The organism is Asticcacaulis endophyticus (assembly GCF_014652575.1).
GTDB classification, from domain to species: domain Bacteria; phylum Pseudomonadota; class Alphaproteobacteria; order Caulobacterales; family Caulobacteraceae; genus Asticcacaulis; species Asticcacaulis endophyticus.
In genome coordinates, this window is the sequence record NZ_BMZB01000002.1 from 455,857 (window position 1) to 471,805 (window position 15,949).

General features: G+C 58.8%; 15 protein-coding genes and 2 tRNA genes. 10 read left to right on the forward strand and 7 right to left on the reverse strand.

The annotated features are described in order from the left end of the window. Positions 1 to 111 precede the first annotated feature (111 nt). Positions 112 to 186: transfer RNA gene (locus IE102_RS10525), tRNA-Thr, on the reverse strand. A 172-nt stretch (positions 187 to 358) separates the two neighbouring features. On the opposite strand from IE102_RS10525, the gene IE102_RS10530 reads away from it, so the two are divergent. From IE102_RS10530 to IE102_RS10575, 10 genes are all read left to right on the forward strand, one after another. Continuing rightward, a complete protein-coding gene (locus tag IE102_RS10530) occupies positions 359 to 526 on the forward strand; it encodes a hypothetical protein (protein WP_189486442.1) in 168 nt (55 codons plus the stop codon). A 109-nt stretch (positions 527 to 635) separates the two neighbouring features. After that, entirely contained in the window at positions 636 to 1,934 is a 1,299-nt protein-coding gene (gene murA / locus IE102_RS10535) for a UDP-N-acetylglucosamine 1-carboxyvinyltransferase (RefSeq protein ID WP_189486443.1), read from the forward strand. Between the two features lie 11 nt (positions 1,935 to 1,945). Further along, complete coding sequence (locus tag IE102_RS10540) at positions 1,946 to 2,410, forward strand: DUF2948 family protein (RefSeq protein ID WP_189486444.1); 465 nt, start codon at positions 1,946 to 1,948, stop codon at positions 2,408 to 2,410. A 5-nt stretch (positions 2,411 to 2,415) separates the two neighbouring features. Further along, entirely contained in the window at positions 2,416 to 2,871 is a 456-nt protein-coding gene (locus IE102_RS10545; protein ID WP_189486445.1) for a UPF0262 family protein, read from the forward strand. A gap of 305 nt (positions 2,872 to 3,176) precedes the next feature. Continuing rightward, positions 3,177 to 3,683 (forward strand): porin family protein, encoded by a 507-nt coding sequence (locus IE102_RS10550; RefSeq protein ID WP_189486446.1) that lies wholly within the window; start codon positions 3,177 to 3,179, stop codon positions 3,681 to 3,683. Between the two features lie 187 nt (positions 3,684 to 3,870). Beyond that, positions 3,871 to 4,089: a translation initiation factor IF-1 gene (infA, locus tag IE102_RS10555; protein WP_189486447.1), complete on the forward strand. Its 219-nt coding sequence runs from the start codon at positions 3,871 to 3,873 to the stop codon at positions 4,087 to 4,089. A 15-nt stretch (positions 4,090 to 4,104) separates the two neighbouring features. Then, positions 4,105 to 4,692, forward strand: coding sequence for a Maf family nucleotide pyrophosphatase (locus IE102_RS10560; RefSeq protein ID WP_189486448.1), 588 nt, complete (start codon positions 4,105 to 4,107; stop codon positions 4,690 to 4,692). Continuing rightward, positions 4,689 to 5,720: a ribonuclease E/G gene (locus IE102_RS10565; RefSeq protein ID WP_189486449.1), complete on the forward strand. Its 1,032-nt coding sequence runs from the start codon at positions 4,689 to 4,691 to the stop codon at positions 5,718 to 5,720. The genes IE102_RS10560 and IE102_RS10565 overlap by 4 nt, the downstream gene beginning before the upstream one ends. Before the next feature lie 9 nt (positions 5,721 to 5,729). Continuing rightward, positions 5,730 to 5,975, forward strand: coding sequence for a DNA gyrase inhibitor YacG (locus IE102_RS10570; protein WP_189486450.1), 246 nt, complete (start codon positions 5,730 to 5,732; stop codon positions 5,973 to 5,975). A gap of 123 nt (positions 5,976 to 6,098) precedes the next feature. Continuing rightward, positions 6,099 to 6,174: transfer RNA gene (locus IE102_RS10575), tRNA-Phe, on the forward strand. A 194-nt stretch (positions 6,175 to 6,368) separates the two neighbouring features. On the opposite strand, the gene IE102_RS10580 is transcribed toward IE102_RS10575, so the two are convergent. From IE102_RS10580 to ku, 6 genes are all read right to left on the reverse strand, one after another. Next, positions 6,369 to 7,772: an alkaline phosphatase gene (locus IE102_RS10580; protein WP_229807699.1), complete on the reverse strand. Its 1,404-nt coding sequence runs from the start codon at positions 7,770 to 7,772 to the stop codon at positions 6,369 to 6,371. A gap of 77 nt (positions 7,773 to 7,849) precedes the next feature. After that, positions 7,850 to 10,780: a TonB-dependent receptor gene (locus IE102_RS10585; protein WP_229807700.1), complete on the reverse strand. Its 2,931-nt coding sequence runs from the start codon at positions 10,778 to 10,780 to the stop codon at positions 7,850 to 7,852. Between the two features lie 132 nt (positions 10,781 to 10,912). Continuing rightward, the gene (locus tag IE102_RS10590; protein WP_189486451.1) at positions 10,913 to 11,869 is read right to left on the reverse strand and encodes a FecR family protein; all 957 of its coding nucleotides are present in this window, start codon (positions 11,867 to 11,869) and stop codon (positions 10,913 to 10,915) included. Continuing rightward, positions 11,859 to 12,377, reverse strand: a complete 519-nt coding sequence (locus tag IE102_RS10595; protein ID WP_189486452.1) for an RNA polymerase sigma factor — start codon at positions 12,375 to 12,377, stop codon at positions 11,859 to 11,861. Before IE102_RS10595 ends, IE102_RS10590 begins: the two co-directional genes overlap by 11 nt. A 73-nt stretch (positions 12,378 to 12,450) precedes the next feature. Continuing rightward, on the reverse strand, positions 12,451 to 15,009 hold the full coding sequence (ligD, locus tag IE102_RS10600) for a DNA ligase D (protein WP_189486453.1): 2,559 nt from the start codon (positions 15,007 to 15,009) through the stop codon (positions 12,451 to 12,453). Continuing rightward, positions 15,010 to 15,885, reverse strand: coding sequence for a non-homologous end joining protein Ku (ku, locus tag IE102_RS10605; RefSeq protein WP_189486454.1), 876 nt, complete (start codon positions 15,883 to 15,885; stop codon positions 15,010 to 15,012). Between the last annotated feature and the right edge of the window lie 64 nt (positions 15,886 to 15,949).

A 15,949-nucleotide genomic window follows, 5' to 3' on the forward strand; every position in this document is an offset into this window, starting at 1 on the left:
ACTTCAGCCGTGGCCACGGGCCTTTTCAGACATCAAAGATGTGGTTAACGTCTTGATTTGTCAAGATGTGCATATGAAGAAGGCCCGAACCCTTTAGGGGTCGGGCCTTCGTGGTGCCGCCGAGAAGGATTGAACTTCCGACCTCAGCCTTACCAAGGATGCGCTCTACCACTGAGCTACGGCGGCATAGGACGAATAAACATCGTCCGAGGGGTGCGGCTATAGCGAAACTTATTCGGCAACGCAAAGCAAAAAATGAGATAATCTGTGAATTGTTGCCGAAAGGGGGCTGATTTATAACTCGCCACGGCGGTTATATAAGCTTAAATCGTCCTCTCGTTCACCCATCCGCAGCGTAATGTCCGAAAAAACCGCTTCCCCCACACCCGAAGAGGTGCGCACCAAGGCTCAGGCCGATAAGGCTAAGCGTCTGGCTGACGCCCTGCGCCATAATCTTAAGCGCCGTAAGGCGGCCACAAGCCCCACCTCGGCCACGGATAGCCCCACATCCCAAGACGACGCATAAAGACGACGCATAAAACGGTGTTGCCATAGTCTATATTCGATGTAGAACCGCTAATCCGCGCTGTGAGTCATAGCTCTGGCCCTCTGCATATAGTTTACAAGGCGTATTTATGGATCGTATAGCCATCGAAGGCGGCACACCCCTGTTCGGCGATATCCCCATCAGCGGGGCTAAAAACTCGGCCATCAAACTGATGGCGGCGTCATTATTGACCTCTGAGCCGCTGCGCCTCACCAATATGCCGCGTCTGGCCGATACGCGCCTTCTGGGGCGATTGCTGACCCGTTTGGGGACGCAGATCACCGAATCCGATGGGCCAGACGGTCAGGAAACCATCCTGCACACGCCGGAAATCACTTCGGCCTTTGCGCCCTATGATCTGGTGCGTCAGATGCGGGCGTCGTTCAATGTGCTGGGGCCGCTGCTGGCGCGTACCGGCCATGCCAAGGTGTCTTTGCCCGGCGGATGCACCATTGGTGCGCGTCCGGTTGATCTGCATCTCAAAGCCCTTGAGGCTTTGGGCGCGCATATCGACATGCACGAAGGCTATGTCTTTGCGCAGGCCCCGCGCGGCCTCAAAGGGGCCGAGATCGAGTTTCCGTTCGTCAGCGTCGGCGCTACTGAGCATGCCCTGATGGCGGCAACCTTGGCGCAGGGCACGACCGTTTTCAAAAACGCCGCCTGTGAGCCCGAAATCGAAGACCTGGCGCTATGCCTGAACGCGATGGGAGCCAAGGTCTCCGGGGCTGGCACGCCGACGATCGTGGTTGAGGGCGTCGCGTCGCTGCATGGGGCTGACTGGAGCGTCATCTGTGACCGGATCGAAGCTGGCACCTATGCGGTTGCGGGCGCTATGGCCGGCGGCGAAGTGCGCCTGACCAAGGTGCGGCCGGAACTGATCCAGATCCTGCTTGATAAGATGGTTGAGGCGGGCTGCGAGATTTCGACGACCGCCGATACGGTCACCATTAAGCGTGGCGCGGGCCGCCTTAAGCCGGTTGATGTGACGACCGGCGTCTATCCGGGCTTTGCCACCGACCTTCAGGCTCAGTTCATGGCCCTGATGACCATGGCCGATGGCGAAAGCGTCATCCGCGAGACGATCTTTGAGAACCGTTTCATGCATGTGCCGGAACTGGGCCGTCTGGGGACCGACATCACGGTTCACGGCCCGGAAGCGCGGGTGCGCGGGGTTGAGGAACTTCGCGGGGCGCAGGTTATGGCCACTGATCTCAGAGCCTCGGCCTGTCTGGTCATTGCCGGTTTGGCCGCGCGAGGCGAAACTGTGGTCAACCGCGTCTATCATCTGGATCGTGGTTTTGAAAATCTTGAAGGCAAGTTGTCGGCGTGCGGGGCAAAGATCAAGCGCCTCAAAAGCGATGATCCGATGCCCGAAGAACTGGAATAGGCACGGGACGGATGTTCGGGCTCTTTAAAAAACGATCACAGCCCAAACCGCTGCGCCTGATGGCGCAATCGGCTGAGGATGTCACGCCGATTGCCGCCCTTATTCAGGACGCCGCCCTGCGTGGGGTTGGCCTGAACTATGACCCGAAGGCGCGTCATTTCATGCTGCGCATGAACCGCTTTTGCCATGAACAGGTGACGTCCGTGCCGCTGCGCGCGCCGTGCGTGCTGCAAATCCATAGTGTGCTTAAGGTCAGGTCGCGTGGGATCGACCTTAAGCGCCGGGTTCAGGCCCTGAGCGTGCTGACTATGGAGGCCACGCCGCGTGAGGACGGGGCCTATGAGTTGCTGCTGACCTTTGCGGGGGCGCAGGGCAATCAGCTCTGCCTTGAGGTCGAATGTCTTGATATACTGCTGATGGATCTGGCCGCGCCCCACCGCGCCCAGTCCGTGCCTGATCATAATATAGAGGACTAAAGCCCATGCGTTTGGCCCGTATCGAGATTGATGACACAAGCCTGTCTGCGGCCACCCCCGAAGTGGAGCATGAGCGTAAGGTCGCCATTTTCGATCTGATCGAAAAGAACAGCTTCACGCCCGATGGTGGCGGCGAGGGGCCTTATGATCTGCGGCTGGCCTATGAAGACAGCCGGTTGGTGTTCGATGTGACAGGCCCTGACTATGCGCGCAAGTTCATGCTGTCGCTGGCGCCATTCAAGCAAATCTCGCGCGACTATGCCATGATCTGCGAAAGCTACCATGATGCCTTGAAGAATGCGACGCCGACCCAGATCGAGTCGATCGACATGGGCCGCCGCGGGGTTCACAACGAAGGGGCTGAACTGCTGACCGAGCGCCTGGCGGGTAAGATCGCCATTGATCATGAAACGGCGCGCCGCCTGTTTACGCTGGTCCATGCCCTGCATTTGCGGGCCTAAACTTGTTGCATAAAGGTCGCATTTTCTGTGGCTGACGGTTTTGACAGCGTTTTCCGCATCGCATTTTTATTCTGACTATCCCGTTGAAATAACTAAAATTTAATGTAGATTAACGATCGTTCATCAAGGTGGCCGGATCTGGGCAAATCCGCCATATTTGTCACTGAATGCCCCTAAATGACCTTCTCACGGTCACACATGCCCTGATCTCAGCGCCTATATTCATTCAGGTCGGAACGCGAAATTGTTTGTGCGTTCCGCCGGGATCACATCCCACCCCTGAAAGTAAAAATAGGAGCATACCCATGAACAAGATCATCGCCTCTGCCGCCGCCCTGGCTCTGGTTGCCACCGCCGGTATCGCCAGCGCTGAAACCTATGGGTCGATCGGCGTCCAGAACTCAAAGACCTCCAAGTCCGATTCCAGCCTGAACTCTATCAACGCCCGCGTCGGTAAAAAGATTACCCCGCACTTCGGCGTTGAAGGTGAAGCGGCCGTCGGCACGAATTCCGATTCCAACGCCACCGGCACCTATAAGCAGACCCACCGTCTGGGGGCCTATGCCGTAGGCTACCTGCCGGTGACGGAAAACATTGAACTGATCGGCCGCGCCGGTGTGTCTAACACCCGCCTTAAGCGCCCCGAAGGCGTTAACATGGTCGAAAACGGCAATGCCTTCGACTATGGCGTCGGCGCTCAGTATAAGGTCAATGACACCTATGCCGTCCGCGGTGACTACACCCGCTCTGAGTATCGTGAAAAGCACGGCGATTCTGACACGGTGTCTTTGAATCTTGTCCGCAAGTTCTGATAAGCCCCTCATCAGAACTGTATCCCTAAAGCCCCGGTGTGCGCCCCTGCACCGGGGCTTTTCTTAAGCTTGCGTCTTTTTACTTTTCTCCAAACCCTAATAGGTATAAAGGAGGCGCTCCTGAACGGAGCGCCCGCGCTCATGCGTGTGAGATTCGCACTGTTCCCCAATTTTTTGAGAAGGCCGAATGGCAAAAGAAGAGCTTTTAGAGTTTCCGGGTACCGTCATTGAACTGCTGCCGAACGCGACCTTTCGCGTGAAGCTTGAGAACGATCACGAAATCATCGCCCATACGGCGGGTAAGATGCGTAAAAACCGCATCCGCGTATTGGCCGGCGACAAGATCATGGTCGAAATGACGCCTTATGACCTGACCAAGGGTCGTATCACCTACCGCTTTAAGTAAGCTCGCGCTCCGGTGATGGGCGTGACCGCAAACCTTATTTTGGCCAGCGCCAGCCCCCGAAGGCTGGCGCTTTTGCAACAGATCGGCATCGTGCCTGACCGGGTTATGGCGGCTGATCTGGATGAAACTCCGTTAAAACTTGAAACCCCACGCGAACTGGCCGGACGGTTGAGCCGCGCCAAGGCGAACGCCGTGTTTGCAACGCTTGAGACGCCGGGCTTTGTGCTGGCCGCCGATACGGTGGTGTGCGTGGGCCGCCGTATCCTGCCCAAGGCCGAGACCGATCAGGAGGTCGCGGATTGTCTTAAACTGCTGTCGGGTCGTAATCATCGGGTGTTGACGGGCATTGCGGTTGTGGCCCCAGGTGGACGGGTATCGGCGCGGGTGGTGGCGACGCGGCTGGGGTTCAAGCGCCTAAGCGCTGTCGAACTCAAAGCCTATGTCGCCAGCGGTGAAGGTCTGGGCAAGGCCGGGGGTTACGGTATTCAGGGCATTGCCGGTGGCTATGTCATCCAACTGGTCGGCAGCTATACCTCCGTGGTCGGCTTGCCGCTTTATGAAACCCGCTGCCTGCTGGAGGGTGCTGGGTACACCGTCCCATGAGTGTGGTTCTTTATTACCATAGCCGGTTCGGGATTGCGCGGGGTGCGCTCTATCTCAATGGCCAGCCCCACTATTATGACGAAGGACTTGAGATTGATCCGTCCTGCGCGCGGGTTGGTGTGCGTTCAGTGGCCCGTTTGTCAGGCCGGGCGGGCGGGGTGAATTTCCTGACCCTGGCGGATGGGGTTGAGGCCGTGCTGGATCTGCCCCAGAACATTAAGGCTCCGGCATTGGGGGCAGCGGTCGAGGTCGAGATCATCGCGGAGGCCCGTCGTGATAAACGCGCCCGCGCCAATTTCATTAAGCTGTCCGAAGGCGAACCGCGCCGGATAACGCCGCCGATGTCGGTTAAAGCGGCGCTGCTGCGGCACGCACCGGACGCCCGTCTGGTTGAGGGTGATGACGCCGCAGACTATCTCGATGCCGCCGAAACCGAGGCCCTGTCGCCGTCAGGGCCGATGTCGAACGGTGGCTATTTGAGCATCGAGCCGACCCGCGCCCTGATCGCCTGCGATGTGGATGCAGGCGCCGCTGATACTATCGCCGCCTCGCCCAAGCAATGGGCACGGCAGTGCAATGAGCGGGCGATATTCGAGGTGGCGCGGCGGTTGCGGTTATCCAATCTGGCGGGCCTTGTGGTGGTCGATCTGATCGGGCGCAGGCATGATGCGGATATCATCCGGGGGCTGGCGCAGACGGCCTTTGGCGATGAGGCCGCACGCCTGATCATAGCGCCGGTTACCAAATTCGGTACACTGGAATTCATCCGACCGTGGGGGGCGGCTCCTCTGCGTGACCTGGCCTATGATGAGGCCGGGCGTCTGCGCCCCGACCGCGCGGCGCGTCTGCTGCTGCGGCAGGCGGCTGAGGCAGGCCGTCATGATGGTGGGCGACTGCTGACGATCCGTGCGCCGTCGGTGGTGATTGACGCCGTGCGCGACTATATCAAAGGCTCGCTCGATCCGCTGACCGCGCGCCTGAAGCTTGAACGTGATGATGCGGCTCCAATGGCCGGAAAGATTGTATAGGACAACACCATGGCGACCCGATTTTGTACCCGCTGCCAGCAAGCCTATGATGCCCCCGACGCCGCGCTTCCCAATGTCGCGCGTGATTACACACCGTTTTGCTCTAAGCGCTGCGCCGATGTCGATCTGGTTCACTGGCTGCAAGGCGATTATGTCATCGATGGCGCGGGCGGTCTGAGCGTTGACGACAGTGATCAGGACGGCGCGGACAACGGCAACTTATCCTCATCTTTTGAAGAGGATGACGGGATTTAGGCGGATTTTTTGTAAAATGGGCGCAGCAGCGGCTTGCCATGACTTAAATCCTCGCCTATAGACCTGCCTCCCGCCGGAAGGAACCAAGCTCCGGCGATGCCAAGCTTTTGTTGGCGTGAGCGTGCCTGGATAGCTCAGTTGGTAGAGCAGCGGATTGAAAATCCGCGTGTCGCTGGTTCGATTCCGGCTCCAGGCACCATTTTACCTTCCGCACAAGTCCGGTAAGTTGAAAAAAACCTTTAAATATGGTGGGTTAGGCCTTGTTCGATCCGGTGAAGTCCGACGACGTCCGACCAAATCCTGAGTGTTTGGGGGCACGATTGGGGGCATCACCGCCATCTTAAAAAAGGCGATGCCCCCAAGTCGATTTGACACGCAGCGTGCATTTATCAGCTATTTCAGGGATATGGCGTAGTTCATGACCTCATACAGGAAGGTCGATTCCACTGTGCCGGAAATCAGGTACGCCTGTGGGCCGGAAGCGTAGACTGGTACATCTTCGCCGGTATGCTGGGCGCTCGATAACGGCACTAGGGTCGGTTGTTTGAAGTCTGGTCTTAAAACCTCATCCTGCGTCAGATCATGATCGTGCGGCTCCAGCGCAGATGGGCCCGACGCATAGCTCAGCACCGTGCGGCCTTTGCCGTTTTTATCCGGTTCATTGACACCGCGATTGCGGGCAAGGCCCATGATCGGTTCTTCGCGCGTAGACCCCGCCGACTGGGTCAGGCCATGGCTGTGATCCGCTGTGACGATGATCAGGGTGTCTTTGGCATTGGTCTTGGCAAGGGCGACCTGCACGGCCTTATCCAGTTCATCGACATCGGTAAGCGCCCGGTAAGCGTTGTTCTGGTGGTGCCATTTGTCGATCGCGGCCGATTCCACCAGCAGGAAAAAGCCGTCAGGGTCTTGGGACAACACCTCAATGGCTTTGGAGGTCATGTCGGCCAGACTGGGGACTTCGGTCTGGTTTTTATGATCCACCACCGACGGCAGGTCGCCCTCGGCAAACAGGCCAAGCAGCTTTGACGTGGTTTTTGGATCGACCGCGGTCAAAGCGGTTTTGCTGGTGACCACCTGCGCTTTTGATTGCGCGGCCCAGATGCGGGTCAGGTCTTTGTCAATGCGTCTGCCGCCTGTGGCTGTCGTCTGAAAGCGCGCGAGATCGCCGCCCAGCACCACATTCATGCGTATGGCGTCAGGGGCTTCGACCAGTTGACGGGCCAGATCGATGCAACCGGCCTTGGCGGCGTCGGCGGGCAGTTCAGAGTCTGAGCGCCAGCCGCGGGTCGACGTATGGCCATAGGCACCGGCCGGTGTGGCATCGGTCACGCCTGATGTGGTCACGACGCCTGCGGCTTTGCCCATGCGCTTGGCCTGTTCGGCTATGGTCGGGATGCGGGAGGCTATGGGCGCGCAGGCCTTTGAGGCGACGGTGGCGTCAACGCCGATCGCGCCATTGATGGTCTTGACGCCGGTCGTGATGGCGGAGATACCATTGGCCGAGTCTGTGACAAACTTATCCGCCGAATAGGTTTTGGAGAAGGCCGAATAGGGCAGGGTCTCAAAGGTCAGCCGATAGGACGCGCCGTCTTGCCCGCGCGCCTGTCCGGCCATGATGCGTCCGGCGGTGACCGAATTTATGCCCATGCCGTCACCGATAAACAGGATGATGTTTTTGGCTCCCCCCGTATTGGGCGTGCGCGCCAAAGCGGCGTCCAGAGCCGGGGAGGCCGGTTGCGCCCATACCGGTGTGGTTATGAGGGCAGTGGCGAGACACAGGGCGGCTTTCATCATTGATCCTTTTAAATAAGCGAAATCCCGCCCGGCGTTTGAGAACCGGGCGGGTAGGTCATCGCGATAAGCGGCGAAATTTAAAACTTCGCCCGTACCCCGATGGAAACGGTGCGGCCATTATAGGTATAGCCGCCGAACTGGCCGTTCTGGGCGAACTGCCACTGGGCTTCGTTGGTCAGGTTCTGGGCTTCGGCCACGATGCTGTAGCGGTCATCGATCTTGTAGCTGATATTGCCGTCGAGTGAGCCATAGGCCTTGTCGTTCAGGTTGGTCAAACCGCCGGTGCCGACCGAAGCCAGCACATCATCGACCCACGAATAGCTAAGGCGCGCGCCCAGCTTATCCTTTTCATAAAAGACGGTGATGTTGTAGCTGTTCTCAGCGACATTCTGCATCTTGTCCTTGAGGGTGGCCGAATAGGTCGCCTCCGAATCTGTCCAGGTATAGTTGGCCAGCGCGCCCAGACCATCGAACGGGGCGGGCAGGAACTTAAAGTTCTGCTGCCAGGCCAGCTCAAAGCCCTTGACCCAGGCTTCGCCGCCATTGACCGGCGCGGTCAGCAGGTAGTTCTGACCGTCGATAGCAATGGTGGTGTTCTGGTTATACACAAAGGTGGTGATGTCCTTATAGAACACGCCACCGATCAGGGCTGAGCCCGGCGCAAAGTACCATTCGGCGGTCAGGTCGAACTGATTGGCCTCAAACGGATCGAGCAGCGGGTTGCCGCCGACGGCAGTGAAGACCGTGCCAGACGAATTGAGCGTCAGACGCGGCGACAGGTCAGCCAGAGACGGACGCGTGATGACCTTGGCGGCGGCGACGTGAACCTGAACGTCGTCACGCAGTTCATAGACAAAGTTGGCGCTCGGTAGGGTGTCCTTATAGGTCTTGTCAAAGCTGACCGGCACGGCAGCGGAGCCGGTATCGGCATGGCCTTGCGAGGTCTGGTCGGTTTCGGCGTAGCGCACACCGACTTCCCCGCGCAGACTGCGGGCAAACACGGTGGTGTCGATATTGGCGGCGACATAGGCCGCCTTAATCTTTTCGGCCACATAGTATGAGTTTCTCAGATCACCGCGGGCGGGCGCTGAATTTGCGATCGCTGAGGTATCCAGGATGGCTAAAAAGGCATCGCGGTTCGGCAACAGCCAGGTCTGGGGCAGGGTGCCGGACACTTCGCTCAGGAAGTCGCCTTCGGGGAAGCCATCATAGAACTCACGCCCGAACAGGGTATTGTTGCCGCCGATGGTCTGACCCGACCTATTGCGGGTGAAGTTGATATCGCGGCGGTTATATTCACGCGAACGGTCACGGAATTTGACGCCACCGGAAATCTGGCTGACTACGCCCCAGCTCAGGTCGCGTTTGGCGTCGAACTGGACAGCATCTTCTTCGTCGGTCGAGTCGTTGATGCGCCACTCTGTGCGGCGGAACGGCAGGATCGGATCGTTGAGGTCGCGGGTCAGGAAATCAAGGCTGGGGACGCCGTCACCGACCTGCGGGATGTAGAACTCTAACGCGCCGGAATTGCCCAGGACGCGGGTGCGGGTGATTGGCTTATCGGTATTGGAATAGGCGCGCGCCACATAGACGCTACCCGACAGATCCCATTCGCCCAGACGATGCTTGATGGTCAGGTCGGTCAGCATGTTGTCGTGGGTCAGGTAATCGATCTCACGGCCGATCTGGGTGCTGGTCGAGGTGGTGCGCCCGCCCACGAGTGCGCCATTTTCAACCTTGGCGCTGCCTGGTACCAGCGACGACAAAACGAAATCGGCCGAATAGGTCAGCTCGTCATAGAAGTTATCGAGATAGGTGTAAAAGCTGGTCAGGGCGATTTCGGTGTTTTCGGTCGGGCGCCATTGCAGGGCGGCGGTCAGACCCCAGCGTTCACGACGCTCGCGCTCCAGCGTGGGGCGCACGGCGGACGGGGTGAAGTTGGTGTCGGTGACGCCATCGCCGGTCACATCGATCTTATTGGCGGTCCAGCTTACGCCGGTGATGCGGTCCGAGCGCAGGGAGCGGATGCCGTAATTGGCCGAAACCAACGCCCCGAACGTGCGGTCTTCGTTGTTCCAGCTAATGAGGGCTGACGCCTTGGGATCAACCTTATCGGCCAGTTCAACATAGGTGGTGGTCAGGCTGACCGAGGTCGTCGGTTTTTTGAAATCAAGCGGCTTGAAGGTGCGGATATTGATCGTGCCACCGATAGCGCCTTCGTCAAGCGAGGCCAGCGGCGACTTGATGACTTCGACGCCGGAAACCAGTTCGGACGCCATGGTGTCAAAGCGGAACTGACGGCCCGACTGGCCGGAATCGCGCACATTTTCGTTCACGGCGGCGCTGCGGCCATCGATGGTCACGTTCTGGAAGTTGGGGCCGAGGCCGCGCACCCGCACGAACAGACCTTCGCCGCGGTCGCGGGTGATGGAGATGCCCGGCACGCGCTGAAGCGCTTCGGCAATGTTGTTGGACGGGAACTTACCGATATCTTCGGCATTGATGACGTCGATGACGTTGACGGCCTTGCGTTTCTCATTGAGCGACTTGGCCAGAGAGCTTCTGAAGCCGGTGACGACGACTTCTTCGATAGCTTCGGGGGGCGTGGTATCGGCTTGCGGGGCAGAGGCTGCGGCCATAACCGGGGTGACGGTTTGGGTGGTAGCTTTCGTGACGCCCGCCTTAACGATAACCGTATCGCCCTTGAGGCTATAGCTCAGGTTCTGCCCGGACAGCAGGCTGCCCAGAGCCTGATCAACACTGATATTGCCCTTGACGCCGCGAGTGGTCTTACCTGCCAGAAGCGCCGGATCAGCGACGACCTGCACGCCCGATGTGCGCGACAACTGCACCAGAGCGGTGTTCAGATCACCGGCCTTAATATCAACCGTGACGACGCGGTTGGCAACGGTCTGAGCCTGCGCGGTGGCGGCGACCATGCCCGCCCCCAGATTGAGCGCGGCCAGCGATGCTGACAGGCACAGAATGCGATGAAAATTAAAGGTCAAAACCAGATCCCCATGAATAGATATGCTCAGCCCCAGTGACGAGCGTCTTACGGTTAAAGGGACGGATGAGAGACCGATTTACCCGACAGGTCATTTCGTGAATTATTCATGACATGCCTAAGCTAATGTATTTCAACGTATAATTATTTGTCCGTTTTCGCGGGCGACCTCAAAGCCGTGCACGACCGCAAGCGTCTCCAACTGGCTTTGCGGATCATCCAGACGCAAACGGCCGATAATGCGCTTATCTTTCAGGGCGTCGTTTTCAAAGCGGATGGGGGTGCCGGAGCGGCGGGTAAATTCCTGCGCGACCCGCTCTAAGCTCCAGTTATCGGGCTCGATCCAGCCGGCGCGCCAGTCACCGCCGTCCGGGTCAAACGCGGGCAGCGGCGTGATCGCCCCGTCGGTCAGGCGCGCCCGCATGCCACGGGTGAACAGGCCAAACTTGCGGTCGCTACCTTTGAGCCTGACCTTGCCTTCATAGACGTTCAGTTCAACGCCGCCCGGCATATAGCTTAGGTTAAACTGGGTGCCTAAGACCCGGACATCGCCGCCATCGAGCGCCACCGTAAAGGGCCGGTCGGCGTCTTTGGCCACGGCAAAATAGGCCTCACCCTGGCTTAGGCGCACATGGCGGCGAAAGGGCGTTATGCGCGCTTCCACGCGGCTGGCGCCATTGATGTGCAAGGCGGTGCCATCGCTTAAGCGGACCTCGCGCGGCTGTCCGGCCTCGGTTTCATAGACGCTGAGCGGCGTGATCTGATCATACACGACCGGCGGCAGCACGAAGGCGGCGACCGCGACCGCAGCCGCGGCCATAATGCCATAGGTCATGACCTTGCGCCGCGTCGCCTTCACGGTAGCTATATTGACGGCAGGCGGGCTATCAAAGGCCGCCAGCGCATCGTTCAGCGCCGCATCACGCGCCACACCCATGAGGGTGTCATAGGCGATCCGGTGGCGGGGATCGCGCGTGATCCACTCATCGAAAGCGGCGGTCGTGAAATCTGTGTCGTGCAGGTGGCGATCAACAAATCCGGCGGCGGCGTCCCAAATGGTGTCTGTGATATCCGCCGTCTCAGGAGTCATATTTTACGCGCTTCTTTTCGGCTTTTTCGAGATGGTCGTGCAGTTGGCGCAGGGCCCGTGAGATATGTTTTTCGACTGCATCAGGACTAAGGTTCAGGGCCTTACCGATCTCTTCACAGGTCTCACCCCGGACACGCCGTCGGATCAGCACTTCGCGCCTGAGCGGCGGCATGCCTTTTAAGGCGTCGGTGAAAACATCCAGTCTCTGGCGATGCATCAGGATCTGCTCCGGCAAGGGTTGATCACAGGCAAGGTCAGTGTCGATTTCTTCGGTAGGGCGCGATTTGGCGGCCCGAAAATGGTCATTGATCAGATTGGTGGCAATGGTGCGGGCCAGGGCGGTCAGGTTTTCAACGGCATGACGGCGGCTGTAGCTGATCAGGCGGGTCAGGGTTTCCTGCACCACATCTTCGCGCACAGCCTCATCGCGCACCTTGCCCGCGACAAACTGCATGAGACGGCCGCGCTCCTGCGGCACCCAGAAATGTTCGGGTAATCCTGTGGCCATGCCTGCTGAATAGACGGCTTGGGTGACAGTTATATTACAAGTCCATATTGGCCAGCCTATTCGATCATTACGCCTAAATGCCGAGTGCGGTTAGTATTTGGCCGGACAGGGATTGTTTGACCTTGAACACATCCGCCCACGGATCGGTTTTGAGGGTTTTGAGCCGCTTAGGCACGGTGCTTATCGTGAAGTCTGCGGGCAAGAGTTTGGGGGTCAGCTCATCCCAGGCAATCGGTGTGGCCACGGTCGCCCCGTCGCGGGCCCGCACCGCAAAGGGGGCAATGGCGGTGGCGGTATGGTCGTTGCGCAGATAGTCGATGAAGACCTTACCCTTACGTGCCGCCTTGGACGCGGTGGCGATATAGCGCTTGGGGTTATCGTGTTCCATCGACTGAGCCACGGCGCGGGTAAAGGCCTTGATGGCGTCCCAGTCATGGTCGGGCGTGATCGGCACGGTGACATGCACGCCCTTACCACCGGTGGTTTTTAAGAAGCTTTCAAGACCAAATTCGGCCATGCGGTCGCGCACGTCTACGGCGCCTTCGATGACATCCTGCCATTTAGCGTCTGGATCGGGGTCAAGGTCGAAAATCATCCGGTCAGGCCGGTCTGGATCGGCGGCCATGCAGCCCCACGGGTGGATTTCGATCACGCCCCACTGGATGAGGCTGATCAGACCCTTGGCGTCTTCGATCATGATGTAGGATTCGCGCCGGCCCTTGACCTTGATGCCGCTGTCCTTGACGTTGGCCATCTTGGCCAGACCCATGTGGCGCTGGAAAAAGCAGTCGCCGCCTATGCCTTCGGGGCAGCGAATCATTGATATCGGCCGCCCGGCAATATGGGGCAGGATATGGTTGGCGACGCTGAGGTAATATTCTGCGATATCGGCCTTGGTGATGTCGGTGCCGGGATAGACGATGCGGTCGGGGTGAGAGATGCGCACGCCGCCGACCTCGGCATCTTTTGAGGACTTGCGCGGAGCAGTTGGTTTGGTTTTGGGGGCCACCTTGACCTCCTGTTCGGCTTCGGTTTCGGCCTTGGCGGTTTTGATGGCATAGTCGCGGCTGACATCCTTCGCCGGTTTATCATCACGCAGGCCCTGAAACGACGGGTGGCGCAAGCGGCCATCGCTGGTCCATTCGCCAAATTGCACTTCGGCCACCAGTTTCGGTGTGACCCACGTCGCCCCGCGCCGGGCGAGAGCGGGCACGTCTTCAAACGGGTTGTCATCCGCCGCCAACGTCTCCAGCCGCTTACGCAAAGCCATCGAACTGTCGACCGTAAAGCCGGTGCCCACCTTGCCCGCATAGATCAGGCGGCCATCGTCATAATAGCCAACCAGCAGCGCGCCGATACCGCGTCGGCCCTTGGCGGGCAGGGTGAAGCCGCCGATGACAAATTCCTGACGCTTATGGCACTTGATCTTCAGCCAGGACTTACCGCGGCCGGAGCGATAGGGGGCATCGGCACGTTTGGAGATCAGCCCTTCCATGTCCATATCGCAGACATGGCGATGAAAGCTGTCGCCCTTTTTGGTGAAATGCTCCGAATAAATAACACGGTCGGTTCCGGCTTTTGTCAGCAGGGCCTCCAGCCGCTCTTTCCGCTCCAGCAGAGGCAGGGGGCGCAGGTCTTCGCCGTCCAGATGCAGGCAGTCAAAGACGTAGTATTGCAGGGGCGCGTCCGCTTCGCCGCTTAAGGTCGCCTGTAAGCTTTTGAAATTGATGCGGTCATTGACGTCAACCGCGACGATTTCACCATCGAGAATGGCCGATTTGACCGGCAGGCCGCCCAAAATCTCTGGCAGAGGCGCAAATTTCGCCGTCCAGTCAAGGCCGGTGCGGGTGAGCAAACGCGCGGTGCCATTCTCGATCAATGCTTGCGTGCGGTAGCCATCGAACTTGAGTTCATGCACCCAATTGGCCCCTTGCGGGATGCTGACGGCCAAAGTCGCCAGTTCGGGCGGGATAAATGTCAACTTACCGGCTTTGGCAGCTTTAGCAGAGGCGTCTTTCGCCACAGAAACTTTGGGATGCGAGTTCCAGACGTTGTTGCCGGCGGCGGCGATGTCGTCCATCGACCGGCCACTGACGATGGAGGTGGCGAGGGTCTCCAGCCAGCTTTCCGCATCGTCGGTGGTCGATACCTCATCCCTATGCTTGATCAGCAGCCAGTTTGACCTTCCTTTATCTTGGGGGCGGGGCTTCATGCGCACCAACGCCCAGTCGCCGGTCAGGCGCTGCCCATGCAGGCGGAACTTAAGATTACCGTCTTTTAAGCCCTTATGCGGGTCTTCCAGCGGCGCCCACGTGCCTTCGTCCCACATCATCACCGTGCCGCCACCGTACTGGCCCTTGGGGATGATGCCCTCAAAACTGCCGTAAGAGACGGGGTGATCCTCGGTTTCGACCGCCAGGCGTTTGTCATCAGGGTTGAGGCTGGGGCCGCGCGTCACCGCCCACGATTTTAAAACCCCGTCCAGTTCCAGCCGGAAATCATAGTGCAGCCGCGTGGCCGCGTGTTTCTGGATCAGATAGCGAAAGCCGCTGCCGTCACCCAGCTTACCTTCCGGTTCGGCGGTTTTGGTGAAATCGCGCTTCTGGTTATACCGTTCGAGAGCATCGGCCATTTAGCTGGCCTTTTTACGGGGCGCTTTGGTGGAAGTTTTGGCGGTGGCGGATTTGGTTTTTGCCGTCGTCTTGGCTTTAGGTTTCGCTGCCGGTTTCTCACCCTCCTTATCCTGCAAACTTTTGCGCAGAGCATCCATCAGGTTGATGACCTTGGCGGCGGGACGGTCTTCCTCGACCGCCGTGGGTTCGCGGTTTTCGTTTTTGGAGTCGATTAGCTCCTGTAAGGCCTGCCGGTAATGGTCCTTGAACTTACCCGCATCGAAATCGGCGGTCTTGCGGCGGATCAGTTCCTTGGCCAGATCCAGTTCTTCGGTCGAGGCGGTGGCGTCGATATCCTCAAAATACGGGTCCGATTCGCGCAGTTCATCTTCATAGCGTAGGGTGTGCAACAACAACCCGCTGCCGCACGGCTTGACCGAACACAGACGTTCGCGCCCGCCGATTGCCAACTGGCCCAGACCGACCTTCTTGGTCTGGCGCAGGGCGTCGCGGATCACGGCAAAGGTATCTTCGTCGGCGGATTTTTGCGGGGCGACGAAATAGGGGCTGTCGAAATAGATGTCGTCAATGTCAGCCGCGTCGGCAAACTGTACGATATCGAGCGTGCGCGACGACGGGATTTTCAGGTCTTTGATTTCATCCGGTTCGATCAGGACATATTCACCCTTTTCGACCTCATAGCCCTTGATGATGTCGTCGCGTTCCACCTCGGTGCCATCATCAGTGACGTTCTGGTGGCGGATGCGCTGACCGGTCTTACGGTAGATTTCGTGCATGGCAATGGTACGTGAGCGATTGAGCGCCGAATAGATACTGACCGGCAAGGTCACCAGCGACATACGCAGATTGCCGCTCCAATAGGGTCGCAAAGCCATTTTGGCCTCCGGATGTGGGTTGCGTCAGGAGGGTGCGCCTAGTTCACGTAAAAAGTCAGTCGGA